A 12497-nucleotide genomic window follows, 5' to 3' on the forward strand; every position below is an offset into this window, starting at 1 on the left:
CTGATGTTCGAATTGCGAGTGCTTGATGGGCGGCATCAGGGGGCTGCGCTGCCCTTGTTCGGGGAGCAGTGGAGCATCGGTGCCCACGTCGATGCTGACCTGGTGCTAAGCGATCCAGGCGTCGCCGAGCAGCATGCCCGGCTGCGACTCATCGACTCGAACTGGTCGGTGCAGGCTGAGGCCGGGTTGTTGCAGGGTGCAGAGGGGCAGGTGCTGGCGCAGATTGCGCATCTGGCGCTGAACGCCACGTTTCTGGTGGGCAACGTACGGTTGTGCGTCACGTTGGCCGATGAGCCCTGGCCCCAGGCTGCAGCCTCTGCACCGGAGGTGTCGCCACGGGTCAGTGAGCCGGTGCCGGTGCTTAAGTTGTCGGCCATTTCGCACGCTCAGCAGAAGCGTCTGATTACGCTGGTGCTGGTGGTGACGGTGATCTTCATTGTGGTGGGCATGGCGTCCACCGGAAAGCCTGAGGCCCAGGCCTCGCTGATGCCGCCTGTGGTGCAAAAGCACGAACTGGCCTCACCGTTTGAGGTGCGCCAGCAGTTGTTGAAGATGCTCGGCGAACGTGAATTGAACCAGCGCGTCAGTTTGCAAGTGATCAATGGGCAGGTCGCGCTCAGTGGGGACGTCTCACAGGACGATGTTGAGCTGGTCGCACGCATGCTCAGCCGTTTTGGCGAGCAGTTCGACAGCGCCGTGCCGGTGATCAGCCGTGTGCGCGCACGCGATGGGACGTTGCCGTTCAAGATTGTGCAGATCGTGGGCGGGCCCAATGGTCACGTGGTTCTGGAAGAGGGTAGCCGCCTGTTTGTCGGGGATGAAGTCGACGGCCTGCGCCTGGTGCTGATCGACAACAGCAAGGTGGTGTTCGATGGCGTACAGCGCTATGAGGTGCGCTGGTGAGTGCGGAACTGCAAGCACGCCTGGAAGCCTGGCAGCAACGCCAGGTCCAATCGCTGGCCACCTTCGCACCGGTGACCATGCGGGGGCGCATCCAGCGCGTCAATGGCATGTTGTTGCAGTGTCGGCTGCCTCAAGCGCGTATCGGTGATCTGTGTCGGGTCGAGAAAAAGCAGGGCGACTACATGCTGGCCGAGATCATCGGTTTCGATCAGCAGGACGCAGTGCTCAGTGCCCTGGGCAATCTGGAAGGTGTGCAGGTGGGCGCGGGCGTGGAGCGTCTTGGGGTCTCGCATCGCGTACAGGTCAGCGAGGCTTTGCTGGGCCAGGTGCTGGACGGCTTCGGGCGACCGATCACGGGAGAAGGCCCGAGTGCGTTTGTCGAGGCTGACTCGCCGGACTCCAGCGCGGTGTTGTGTGAGGCGCCGTTGCCGACTGATCGACCGCGCATCAACCGCGCCTTGGCCACCGGCGTGCGTTCGATCGATGGCTTGTTGACGCTGGGTGAAGGCCAGCGCGTGGGCCTGTTCGCCGGGGCCGGTTGCGGCAAGACCACCCTGTTGGCCGAGATCGCTCGTAACGTGGAGTGCGATGTCATCGTGTTCGGCCTGATCGGCGAGCGGGGTCGGGAACTGCGTGAATTCCTCGATCATGAACTCGATGAGCAACTGCGTTCCAAGGCCGTACTGGTGTGCGCCACGTCCGACCGTTCCAGCATGGAGCGAGCCCGTGCAGCCTTTACGGCCACGGCATTGGCTGAGGGTTTTCGGCGCGAGGGCAAGAGGGTGCTGCTACTGATCGACTCCCTCACCCGATTCGCCAGGGCCCAACGCGAGATCGGCCTGGCTGCCGGCGAACCCCTCGGACGCGGTGGCCTGCCGCCTTCTGTGTACAGCCTGCTGCCGCGCCTTGTAGAGCGCGCCGGGTTGACCCGTGAGGGGGTGATCACGGCAATCTACACCGTGTTGATCGAGCAGGACTCCATGAACGATCCAGTGGCCGATGAAGTGCGCTCGTTGCTCGACGGCCACATCGTGTTGTCTCGCAAGTTGGCGGAGCGTGGGCACTATCCCGCCGTGGATGTGCTGGCGAGCCTCTCGCGGATACTGAGCAACGTCGCCGAGCCTGTGGATATCCAGGCGGGCACGGCATTGCGACGCTTGTTGTCGGCCTATCAGCAGATCGAACTGATGCTCAAGCTGGGGGAATACCAGCCCGGCAGCGATGCCTTGACTGACCTGGCGGTGGACAGTCGCCAGGCGGTGGACAATTTCCTGCGTCAGGACTTGCGCGAGCCTGCGCCGATGGCGACGACGCTTGAGCAACTCAAGGAGCTGACGGCCTATGTCCCATTCTGATGGGCTGCTCGGCGAAGTCGAGACACTGCGACGCCTGCGCCGGCACCGGGCAGACCGGGCTGAGCGTGCCTTGCGTGAGGCGAAGCGGGCCCAGCAGGCCCTGCTTGCCAATATCCGCCAGGCCGAGGCTGCACTTGAGCAGATCCGGCGTGATGAGGCTCAACGAAGCGCCCAATTGCTCAGTGAACACCAGGGCCAGGTATTGAACCTGCAGGCGCTGAAGTCCTGGGGCGCGCAGGAACGTTCCTTATCGGCCAATACCCGGCGGGGCATGGGGCAATTGGAAGCCTTGCAGGGCCAGCAGGAAGAACGACAGACCTGCGTCGGCAGAGCCCAAAAGCAGGTCACCGCCTGCCTGCGACAGGTGGAAAAACTTCAGGAGTTATCTCTTTTACTGGCGCAGGAGCCGACATGACCCAGGTTTCAGATAAACCCGCCGAGCGTCCACGCCCGCGTGACAGACGAGAGGAGCGAGAGCCCGCAATGGCGGGCGTCCTGCCTGCAGAGCTGACGCGATTGTTTTCCCAGTTGTGGGCGGATGAGGGGGAGGGCTCTGGGGCAGGGCCTCAGCTATCGGGAACCAAGGCGTCGGGCGCTGCGGCGATGATCGAGGCGCTGGCCGAGCAACTGGTACCTCGCCTGCAGGCCGCGTCGCAGTGGCCGCTGCAGGCGGTGTTGTACTTGCCCCGCCTGGGGCGGATCAACGCCAGTGTGCGCCGTGAACAGAACGCCTGGAGTATCGACCTGGACGCACAAGATGATGCGACGGCGCGCTGGCTGAATGGCGTGCGGCAACAGCTTGAGGACCGCTTTAGACAATCGTTGGGGCAAACGGTCAGCCTGTTGCTTCCCTCTGTCGGGGCTGCATGATGATTCCGGCAGTGCCGCTGCCTCGGGTCAGTGGCGACATAGTTGCCGCACGCCGTCGTCTCGGGCGCGGCTTGCGCTTGCCCTTCGACGTCGCGGGGCAGCGTGGTGAGTTATGGCTCGAACCGGGTCGTGCGCCCACTGCGGGCCAGTCATTGTGCTTCGAAACGGCACGCGGGGTGCTAGCGCTGGCCGAGGCTGGCCCCTTGCTCAGTCTGCTGGGCGAATGCCCGGTGACCTTGGCCAAGACGGGCAACGATCCGGACTCCTGGTTCTGGGCGTTGTTCCAACACCACCTGAGCCCGCAGGTGCAAACACTGATGGGCCATGTGCGACTGCTGGATGTCGAGCGCCCCAAGGGGTTTGGTTGCCGACTCAGCGTGACGCTGGGGGCCTCCCGGGCAATGGGCTATCTGTGGCTGACGGCCGAGAGCTTCCTCGCGTTGTGTGATGCCGGGTCGTGGCGCAGCAACGCCGCGCCGTTGCCAGCGTCATTTCAACTGGCAATTGCCGTGACCCTTGGACGCCTGCAATTACCGATTGCACAGGTACGTGGCCTGCGGGCTGGGGATGTGCTGATACCGGAACAGAATTTTTTCCAGGCCCAGGGCGCTGGCCACGTACAGGTTGGCAGGCAGCGGCTGCATGGGCGTATTGACGATGACGCAGGCGCGTTGTGTCTGACACTGACTTCGATTGAGGGCACCTCCATGGATGAAGAATTTATCGCTCCCCACTACTCGGGGTATGACGAAGATGAACCCGTTGTGGACGTATTCGGCCATGAACCCTTCGACGAGTTGAGCATGGCGTTGAACATACGCTGCGGAACACTGAACCTCACCCTGGGCGAGTTGCGCAGTCTCGCCCCCGGTGCCGTACTGGGTGTCGCCGGTTATGCGCCCGGCATGGCCGGTCTCTATTACGGTGACCGGCCGATCGGCCTGGGGCAGTTGGTGGAAGTCGACGGGCGCCTGGGCTTGCAGTTGTCCCGCGTGATGTTCGGCGGATGATCCTTCAAGGGCTGGACCCCTTAGTTCTCGCGGTCTTCCTGGCGGCATTGTCATTGATGCCGATGCTGTTGATCGTCTGTACCGCGTTCCTGAAAATGGTGATTGTGCTGATGATCACCCGCAACGCCATCGGTGTGCAGCAGGTGCCGCCCAGCATGGCCATCAATGGCATCGCACTGGCGGCCACGCTATTCATCATGGCCCCGGTGGGGTATGAAATCGCCGAGCACGTCAAAGCCTCGCCTCTGGACTTGAGCAACGTGCAAATGCTTCTGCAGACAGGCAGTGAGGCGATCAAACCGCTACGTGCCTTCATGCTGCGCAACATCGACCCGGATGTGCTGACGCACCTGTTGGAGAATTCCAAGCGCTTGTGGCCTGCGCAGATGGCCGAGGAGGTGCAGCGCGAAGACTTGATCCTGGTGATTCCGGCCTTCGTGTTGTCGCAGCTGCAGGCCGGGTTCGAGATCGGCTTTCTGATCTATATCCCCTTCATCGTGATCGACCTGATTGTCTCCAACCTGCTGCTGTCGCTGGGCATGCAAATGGTCTCGCCGATGACCATTTCCCTGCCACTCAAATTGCTGTTGTTCGTGATGGTGTCCGGCTGGTCCCGGTTGCTCGACAGTCTGTTCCTCTCCTACCTCTGAGTGCCCTATGGAACCTATCGTGCTGTTCAAGCAGGGCATGTTGCTGGTGGTGGTGCTGTCGGCGCCGCCGTTGATCGTGGCGGTGGTGGTGGGGGTGTTGACGTCTCTCGTGCAGGCATTGATGCAGGTACAGGACCAGACATTGCCCTTCGGTATCAAGTTGGTGGCCGTGGGTATCACGCTGATCATGACTGGCCGCTGGATTGGCGTGGAGTTGATCCAGTTGATCAATCTGACGTTCGAAATGATCGGCCGTTCGGCCCTGAACTGAGGCATCGCCCATGCTGCTCTATCTCGAATACCTGCCCAGTCTGGTGATCGGCATGGCGCGTATCTACCCGTGCGGCATCCTGGTGGCGGCGTTCTGTTTTCAACACATCCGAGGCATGCCGCGGCACACCCTGGTGATGGTCATGGCGTTGATGCCCGCACCGGGTATTCATGCTGCATTGGCCGGCCAGGATTACTCCGCAATCATGCTGGCTGCGCTGGTACTCAAGGAGGTGGCCCTGGGGATTTTACTGGGGGTGCTTCTGGCGATGCCGTTCTGGATGTTCGAGTCAGTGGGGGCGCTGCTGGACAACCAGCGGGGTGCCTTGGCGGGTGGGCAACTCAACCCTTCGCTGGGTCCTGATGCAACGCCGATCGGGCATATGTTCAAGCAACTGGCGATTTTCCTGCTGATGACCAGTCTCGGCTTGGGCACGCTGACCCAGGTGATCTGGGACAGTTACCTGATCTGGCCGCCCACCCTGTGGTTTCCGCTGCCTGCGGTGAATGGCTTTGCTGTGTTTATCGGCCTGCTGGGGGATACGTTCACCCACATGATGCTCTATGCCGCCCCCTTTATTGCGGTGTTGCTGTTGCTGGAGTTCGGCATCGCACTGTTGGGGGTCTACAGCCAGCAGTTACAGGTGAGTACCCTGGCGCCACCGGTCAAGAGCCTGGCGGGCATTGGCATCCTGTTGTTGTACTTTGCGCTGCTGCAGGATCTGATCGTCGGGCGTATAAGCCTGCTGGGCGACCTTAAACACTCATTGGCCGTTTTGCTCAAGGTCGCAGTGCCATGAGTGACTCAGGCGAAAAAAAGCACCCGGCGTCCGCCAAGAAACTGCGTGACCAACGCAAGAAAGGCCAGGTCGCCCAGAGCCAGGATGTCGCAAAGCTGCTGGCGCTGACAGCGATCAGTGAAATTGCCTTGGCCACCGCCGAGACCAGCCTGCAACGCTTCCAGCAATTGATGCTGTTGCCGATGTCACGGCTGAACCAGCCCTTCGCGCGTGCGCTGGAAGAGGTGCTGTTCGATGGGCTGGGGGTGTTCTTTTCATTTGCCCTGTTGATGGCCGGGGTCGCGATTACCACCAAGCTGATCAGCAGTTGGATGCAGTTCGGGCTGCTGTTTGCGCCGGAGGCCCTGAAGATGGATTTCAATCGCCTCAACCCCGTCAGCCAGGTCAAACAGATGTTCTCTGCCCAGCAGTTGATGAACCTGCTGATGAGCGTGGCAAAAGCCTTCCTTATCAGTTTGATTCTGTATGTGGTGATCTGGCCCGCAGTGGGCACGCTGATCAACCTGGCCACCAGTGACCTGCAAAGCTACATCGTGGCGTTGATCGCGCTGTTCCGTCATCTGCTGCACGTGTGCCTGGGCATGCTGCTGGTGCTGGCGCTTGTCGATATGATCCTGTCCAAGCACTTTTTTGCCAAGCGCATGCGCATGACCCAAGTGGAAGTCGTCAAAGAGTACAAGGACATGGAGGGCGACCCCCATGTGAAAGGGCAACGCCGTTCGTTGGCGTACCAGTTGGCTCAGGAAGAACCAAAGGTCAAGCTGCCCAAGCTGGAGGAGTCCGACATGCTGGTGGTCAACCCGACGCACTATGCCGTCGCGCTGTATTACCGTCCGGGTAAGACACCACTGCCGATGTTGGTGAGCAAAGGTACGGATGATGAAGCCCGCACATTGATCCGCCGCGCCAAGGCGGCCGACGTGCCGGTGATCCAGTGTGTCTGGCTGGCGCGCACGCTCTACACGAAAAAACTGGGCGCTGGTATCCCACGCGAAACCTTGCAGGCCGTGGCGCTGATTTACCGAACCCTGCGTGAGCTCGATGATGAGGCCAAGCGCGAAACCCTGGAACTTCCCGAGCTTGAGCGACGCTGATCACGTGTCCAAGGCTTGCAGGGTGGCCAGCGACAGCATCCGGCTGAGGATCCTGTCGAGCGTGCTGGTGCTTGCCGGCAGTGCATGCCAGATCACCAGGGCATGCTGAGGGTCGAGGTAGATAAAGCAGCCATCGAACGCGACTGCCTGCTCAAAGCGTCGCTCTAGCACCCGTTGCAATTGCCCGGCCTGCAAAGCCTCGCGCGCGATGCACAAGGCCAACCCTGGTCGCTGGCCTGCTCGTTGTGCGCAGACCTTGATGCCGGGCGCCAGGGGCAGGTGAGCGGGTGCGCCACTCACCAGGTTGTCGAAAAATGCCTGCCTTGGGTCGTCGGGCATATCCGGGTGCCTCATCGTTCCAGTGATACCGTTTGGTAATCTGCCCGCTCACCGGAGGGGGCGGGCTCGACGCGCATCTGCGGCGGCCACCAGATCACCATTTTGTCTTGGCTCGATTGCGGACGTGAGCATGAATCACCTTTGCACGTCGGCGTACAGCCGGTGAAGAGCATCGCGGCGCCGATCAAGGTGACGCACAACAATCGGTTCATCATGGTGTGGCCTTCTGAGCTGGAGTGATCAAGGAGGGGCGGGGCACGCTGAGGTGTTCATCCTTCACCACCGGGCGCATGGCGATAAATACCTCGGCTTCTTCACCCGGCTTGAGCCAGGCGCGCGGCCAGACAGTGACCGCCAGGGTCTGCGAGTTGCTGCATTCCTTTTCATCGATACGCACATTACGTTTGAACTGGTTGCGCAACACCACGACCGCCACGTTGTATTCCGGGCCGGCGTACCACTGGCTGCGTTCGGAATTCAGCGCCAACAAATCACGGGTGCTGCACAACGTATTCAGCGACAAAGGCATCGGTGCCGCGCTGAAAGCCTTAGGGACTTCTTCACTGACCAAACGTGCCAGCGTGGTGATGATGTCACTGCGTTTGATCACCGGCTGATGCGGTGAGTAGCGCCTGGCCAGCGGTGTGAGGGCCGCTTGCAACTCGGCCTGGTCGTCCTGTGGCAAGTAGCGCGAAGGGTCGTCCTGGTCCCCGATGACGCGGGGTGTCAGGATAAACAAGCGTTCACGACGATTGTTGTGGCGTTCCGTCGAGGAAAACAGCGCCTTGCCCAGCAACGGAATATCCCCCAGCAACGGGATCTTCTTTTGCTGGTCGGAACTGTCGGTGACATGGAAGCCACCCACTACCAGAGAACGCTTCTCCTGCATCACGGCCTGCGTACTGACCTTGCCCCGGCGAACATCGGGGTGATTGGGGTCTCGCTCGGGGTTGGTTTCGTCGAAATTACCGTCTTCGATATCGATGGCCAGATGGATCTGATGAACGCCGCGCCCTGTCGTTACCCGGGGAACCACTTGGAGGCTGGTGCCCACCGTGACGGGCAAAATGGTGGCGTAATCTCTACCGGGGGAGATGTATTGGGTGCGGTTGAAGTCGATCACCGCGGGTTGGTTCTCCAGAGTGAGCACCGAAGGGTTGGAGACCATGGTTGCCAGCCCCTTGGCCTCCAGCGCGCGGATATCGGCGTAGAAACGATCGCGGTTTTCAATCGACACCTGCGACGAGGTGCCAGGCGCCATGTTGACGCCGCCGCGGAAGCGACTGTTCTGGAAACCCCAGTTCACGCCGAATTCACGTAATTGCGTGCGTTCGATATCGAGAATGATCGCATCGATTTCGATCAACTTGCGGGCGACGTCAAGTTGGGTGATCAACTCGCGGTACATGGCCTGGCGCTCCGGCAGGTCATAGATCAGCACGGTGTTATTGCGCACATCGGCTTCGACGCGGATGCGGCTGTTGGATGTCGGTGCCCGCGTGGTCATGGTGGGGCCGGCGTCCAACTGCCCCGCGTTGCCATTTGCACCGAGCATTTGGCCCAGCAACGGGTTGCCCAGCCGAGGCACGTTGGGTGTTAGAGGGGATGGCTGGGATGAGGCGGGTTGGCTCATCCCCGAAAGCGTTGAGGCCGAACGGGGTTCCAAGAGTCCCCGCAAAATGCTCGCGACGCCGGGAACGACGAGTTTTACACCTCGGTAATCCACGGTGCGGTCTGCCGCGTTGGCAAATTTCAGCGGGAAGCTGAGCACGCTCTGCTTTTCGTCCGCCGAGCGGCGTTTGCTGCTGAACTGCTTGATCTGTTCGATGTAGGTTTTGGGGCCGGAGACCAGTACGACACCGTCTTCAGGCAATTCGCCCCAGCCGAAACGGCTATCAAGCAGGCCGATATCAGTCAGCGCTTGCTTGAGGTCGGAAATAGTTTCCGAGGAGACTTCCAGGCGCGCGGATTCCTGCTGGTCCAACGTGCTGATGAACAGGGTGTTGTTGTAGAGATACCATTGAAAACGGTGCTCAACGCCGAGTCTATCCAGCATGGACTGTGGGGTATTCGCGCGGATCTTGCCGTTGACGTCCCCCTCCAGCAGGCCTTCGATTTGCAGTTGCGTGCCAAAGGTCTGGGCGAAGTCGTCGAGTACGTCCCGTAGCGGTTTATGGTCGGCCTCGTAGGCGTAGGCGGTGTTTTTCCACTCGCTGGGGATGGCCGCCACTGTATGTTCCATTGGGACCAGCAGCCAGGAAAGCAGGGCGATACTGTACCCAAGTGTTCGTCGGGACGAAGCATCAGGCGAAGTGGGGCGCAAACTGCGCCGCTTGTGGGTCTTATTTTTCATAGAAGTTCTCTGGTTAGTACGACAGTGAACGTAGTGAGGTGGGCTTGAGGTGCTGGGGTGTGCGAGCAAGGCGAGTGAACGTGGCGCGCCAGGTGTCGCGTTGGTTGAGGAGGGTTTCAAGGCAGGCGACTACCTCTGCCTCGCTCGGACGGTCGCGCAAGGTTTGCATCAGCCAAAGCTCGCCACTCTCGGTGTTTCGAACCAGAGTGCCCTGGAAGAAGTTCAGGCTGGCCGCGCCTAGACGCAGCCAGCGCTGCAACGTTGTAGTATCGGAGGCCGTCGAGGTGAGCTGAGCCCCAAACAGAATGAAGGTTTCCTGACGTTTCAAAGACACCACGTCATTATCTTCAAATAAGGTGAGTTGTTCCTCGTGACTGTTTAACCAACTACGGATGAGAGCGTTCATATTATTGGAAGCTTTCAATGGTTGTTTTCAGCGACTGATGCTCAATCCGAAGGTTGTCGGTAAAGAGTGCGTTGGAAACAGTCATTTTCTTGGTTAAGTTAAAGAAAAATTCAGCGTCCTGCTCGTCATTCATTTCCCCCAGCGGGAATGAGTCATATTTTTTATAGGCAGCCTCAGCCAATTTTAATGCCTGGAGCGAGAGCGTCTTAGGCGTGTTCATGGTCTTTCCTTTGAATGTTGTTTTTGGTGTTTCTATAGAGGAATCAAGTTCGCGGCGTTCTGGGCCTGCTGCACGCAGGTTGCCGAATTAGATGTCGATCCTGTACGCGTTGTCGTGTTTGAAAAAACTGGCGAGCATGGCACTCCAACTGATACGAAAGTCACCTTCATCTGTTTTCAATACCAAAGTTTGAGGCGCAATTGCCTCATCGGCTTGAAGTTTCCAAACAGTACTTTCATGAAGAAGGCCTCGTTTAATCTCGTCGACATCGTGCGGGTGACAAAGCAGAGTCGCGCTGATCTCGTGGACCTGATTGCGCAACAAGTGCTTGATAAGCGCCGCCAGCCTGGTGGGAGCTATCGTTTCATCCAAGAGGCAACGAATCGCCTCATGTGTGATTGAAGTCGCATAGTGTTCGAGCTTGTCGCACATGACTTGACGGTCATGCTCCCAGCGTTTGAGGTGGGCGTCTGCGCGTCGCCAGAGTTCCAATGACGCCTTTTCCTGCAACGCTTCACATTTTTTTTCCGTCAACCTCAGGAGCTCATTCGCTTGGTCGTGGGCATGCGACAACAGCTGTTCTGCCTGCTTCCAATTGGCAAGTTCCTCCCGTGGGATCAAACTGCGGGGCAATCCAGGTTTGTCCTTGAGCAAATCAATGGCATATCTGCATAACATCGCTGATCCCCTACACGTGCGATTCAGGGGTTATGGAGTCTTCTGTCTGGGACGTGACCCGCCAGACCACCGCCTGCCATAGAGTGTTCAATCGACTACTTGCGCGCTCAAGGCACGCAGGTATCTGCTCAATCCTGCACGCCCGCTCTCTGGGAAAACGCAATCTAAGTCGCTGCCATGCATTTGGCTCGAGCCAGCTGTGCAGCAGTTGCAACGGATCGGTATAGGAAGCCAGCACCGTAGGGGGCAACGCCTTGGACAGGCGGATGCACCACTGGTGGTGACTGTCATCCAGTCCGGCGGCAGCCTGAGGACTCAAGGTGTCGTTAACCAGTTTCAGCGCGAGCTCAAGTTGCTCACTTGAGGCGAGGGCCAGGCGCAGCACGGTGGGATGGGGGACGGGAGGTAAGCAGTCGTCCACACCCATGAATCCGTCAGGTAACGACCCTCTGTTCTGATAAAGCGCGTCAATACTTGCAGGTTGGTCACCCTTCCAGTCTTCATGCGCACTTTTCCAGGCGCAAGCCCACCATTGCGCCCAGGCCAGCTTTTCACTCAATGAGTACTCGGCGTCAGGCATCATGTTCAGGACTGATAGATTCGTTGATGGTAGAAGCAGCTTGCATGAGTCGCTGGCGTCTGCGGTGCAGAAACAACGTGGTGAGTACAGCGGTCACTAGAGAAAGCAGAGAGATAAATACGCTGCTCCGCCAAAAAACGAGGTCTTCATCAGGTATCAGGAAAGGGCCGAAATACACTAGGCGTTGCTGTTCGCGATAAGTGATTGCAGGCACGAATATCACACTGAGTTTTTGCGGGTTATCCACTGCCGTGGCCATGCCTGGGATACTACTTGCCACCAGCCTGCGCACGCGCGAGCGGATATTATCGGGATCCACTCGAGGGTCATGTTTTATGAACACTGAGGCGGACGCGGGTTGAACCGGCTCACCGGGTGCAATGCGTTCGGGTAGTACCACGTGAACTCGGGCCACGATAACGCCATCAATATTAGATAGCGTGGACTCAAGCTCTTGGGACAACGCATAGATATAGCGTGCACGCTCTTCCAATGGCGTAGAGATAACGCCTTCCTTGCGGAATGTGTCGCCCAGCGTGGTTCTCGCCACGCGGGGTAGGCCAGCGGCTTCCAACGTTCGTACAGCGCGTCCGATGTCATTTGCGTTGACCGCCACGACAACACCATCTTTGGCAGGGATTTTTTGCGCACGAATATGTTTATCTGCCAGCTCTGCGATGACTTCGTTAGCCTCTTGCTCAGAAAGTTGGCGGTGAAGTTCAACTCGGTCACTGCAAGCAGTCAATAGTAGCGTGGCAGACAAAAGTAAAGTAATTGACAGGTATTTAGTCATGATTACTATTGCAGGTTGCATATTTTGTCAAGGCCTTGAGTTGTCTTGGCAAGACACTTTACTGAAAGCTGAGACATGAGTTGGATATTGGAAAGTAGGCTTGGAAACTTCCTGAACTGATCTATATCAATTTCTTTACGTGTCGACTTTAGCAATTTTGCCATGCTGGTCTTTGA

The 12497-nt window shown here is 58.9% G+C and carries 17 protein-coding genes; 9 read left to right on the forward strand and 8 right to left on the reverse strand.

The features are described 5' to 3' along the window. The first annotated feature begins 3 nt into the window (after window positions 1-3). The 9 genes from ACP7EW_RS08675 to sctU are packed head-to-tail and all read left to right on the forward strand — an operon-like array spanning window position 4 to window position 6952. Entirely contained in the window at window positions 4-903 is a 900-nt protein-coding gene (locus ACP7EW_RS08675; protein WP_426216499.1) for an FHA domain-containing protein, read from the forward strand. Then, complete coding sequence (locus ACP7EW_RS08680) at window positions 900-2258, forward strand: FliI/YscN family ATPase (RefSeq protein WP_033896933.1); 1359 nt, start codon at window positions 900-902, stop codon at window positions 2256-2258. The genes ACP7EW_RS08675 and ACP7EW_RS08680 overlap by 4 nt, the downstream gene beginning before the upstream one ends. Next, window positions 2245-2673, forward strand: a complete 429-nt coding sequence (gene sctO, locus ACP7EW_RS08685) for a type III secretion system stalk subunit SctO (RefSeq protein ID WP_426216502.1) — start codon at window positions 2245-2247, stop codon at window positions 2671-2673. The genes ACP7EW_RS08680 and sctO overlap by 14 nt, the downstream gene beginning before the upstream one ends. Further along, window positions 2670-3128 carry a type III secretion system HrpP C-terminal domain-containing protein gene (locus tag ACP7EW_RS08690; protein WP_426216504.1) on the forward strand — a complete coding sequence of 153 codons (459 nt, stop codon included), beginning with the start codon at window positions 2670-2672 and terminating at the stop codon, window positions 3126-3128. The genes sctO and ACP7EW_RS08690 overlap by 4 nt, the downstream gene beginning before the upstream one ends. Beyond that, window positions 3125-4138, forward strand: coding sequence for a FliM/FliN family flagellar motor switch protein (locus ACP7EW_RS08695; protein ID WP_426216506.1), 1014 nt, complete (start codon window positions 3125-3127; stop codon window positions 4136-4138). Before ACP7EW_RS08690 ends, ACP7EW_RS08695 begins: the two co-directional genes overlap by 4 nt. Continuing rightward, window positions 4135-4788: a type III secretion system export apparatus subunit SctR gene (gene sctR / locus ACP7EW_RS08700; RefSeq protein WP_426216508.1), complete on the forward strand. Its 654-nt coding sequence runs from the start codon at window positions 4135-4137 to the stop codon at window positions 4786-4788. Before ACP7EW_RS08695 ends, sctR begins: the two co-directional genes overlap by 4 nt. Before the next feature lie 7 nt (window positions 4789-4795). Next, window positions 4796-5059 carry a type III secretion system export apparatus subunit SctS gene (gene sctS / locus ACP7EW_RS08705; RefSeq protein WP_033896937.1) on the forward strand — a complete coding sequence of 88 codons (264 nt, stop codon included), beginning with the start codon at window positions 4796-4798 and terminating at the stop codon, window positions 5057-5059. 10 nt (window positions 5060-5069) lie between these two features. After that, on the forward strand, window positions 5070-5858 hold the full coding sequence (sctT, locus tag ACP7EW_RS08710) for a type III secretion system export apparatus subunit SctT (protein WP_426216510.1): 789 nt from the start codon (window positions 5070-5072) through the stop codon (window positions 5856-5858). Continuing rightward, window positions 5855-6952 (forward strand): type III secretion system export apparatus subunit SctU, encoded by a 1098-nt coding sequence (gene sctU / locus ACP7EW_RS08715; protein WP_426216512.1) that lies wholly within the window; start codon window positions 5855-5857, stop codon window positions 6950-6952. The genes sctT and sctU overlap by 4 nt, the downstream gene beginning before the upstream one ends. Here the strand turns inward: sctU and ACP7EW_RS08720 are convergent, their stop codons facing one another. From ACP7EW_RS08720 to sctJ, 8 genes are all read right to left on the reverse strand, one after another. After that, window positions 6953-7291 carry a transcriptional regulator gene (locus ACP7EW_RS08720; protein WP_178952440.1) on the reverse strand — a complete coding sequence of 113 codons (339 nt, stop codon included), beginning with the start codon at window positions 7289-7291 and terminating at the stop codon, window positions 6953-6955. A gap of 11 nt (window positions 7292-7302) precedes the next feature. Further along, a complete protein-coding gene (hrpT, locus tag ACP7EW_RS08725; protein ID WP_033896942.1) occupies window positions 7303-7506 on the reverse strand; it encodes an HrpT family type III secretion system protein in 204 nt (67 codons plus the stop codon). Continuing rightward, window positions 7503-9644: a type III secretion system outer membrane ring subunit SctC gene (gene sctC, locus ACP7EW_RS08730; RefSeq protein ID WP_426216514.1), complete on the reverse strand. Its 2142-nt coding sequence runs from the start codon at window positions 9642-9644 to the stop codon at window positions 7503-7505. Before sctC ends, hrpT begins: the two co-directional genes overlap by 4 nt. Before the next feature lie 13 nt (window positions 9645-9657). Beyond that, window positions 9658-10050 carry a type III secretion protein gene (locus ACP7EW_RS08735; protein ID WP_426216516.1) on the reverse strand — a complete coding sequence of 131 codons (393 nt, stop codon included), beginning with the start codon at window positions 10048-10050 and terminating at the stop codon, window positions 9658-9660. Between the two features lies 1 nt (window position 10051). Then, window positions 10052-10270, reverse strand: coding sequence for a hypothetical protein (locus tag ACP7EW_RS08740; protein ID WP_426216518.1), 219 nt, complete (start codon window positions 10268-10270; stop codon window positions 10052-10054). 87 nt (window positions 10271-10357) lie between these two features. After that, window positions 10358-10948, reverse strand: a complete 591-nt coding sequence (gene sctL, locus ACP7EW_RS08745) for a type III secretion system stator protein SctL (RefSeq protein WP_426216520.1) — start codon at window positions 10946-10948, stop codon at window positions 10358-10360. A gap of 10 nt (window positions 10949-10958) precedes the next feature. Continuing rightward, the gene (locus ACP7EW_RS08750) at window positions 10959-11507 is read right to left on the reverse strand and encodes a type III secretion protein (RefSeq protein ID WP_426216522.1); all 549 of its coding nucleotides are present in this window, start codon (window positions 11505-11507) and stop codon (window positions 10959-10961) included. A gap of 13 nt (window positions 11508-11520) precedes the next feature. Beyond that, window positions 11521-12321: a type III secretion system inner membrane ring lipoprotein SctJ gene (gene sctJ / locus ACP7EW_RS08755; RefSeq protein ID WP_426216524.1), complete on the reverse strand. Its 801-nt coding sequence runs from the start codon at window positions 12319-12321 to the stop codon at window positions 11521-11523. Between the last annotated feature and the right edge of the window lie 176 nt (window positions 12322-12497).

Source organism: Pseudomonas sp. DWRC2-2 (genome assembly GCF_049897885.1).
GTDB classification, from domain to species: domain Bacteria; phylum Pseudomonadota; class Gammaproteobacteria; order Pseudomonadales; family Pseudomonadaceae; genus Aquipseudomonas; species Aquipseudomonas azotoformans_A.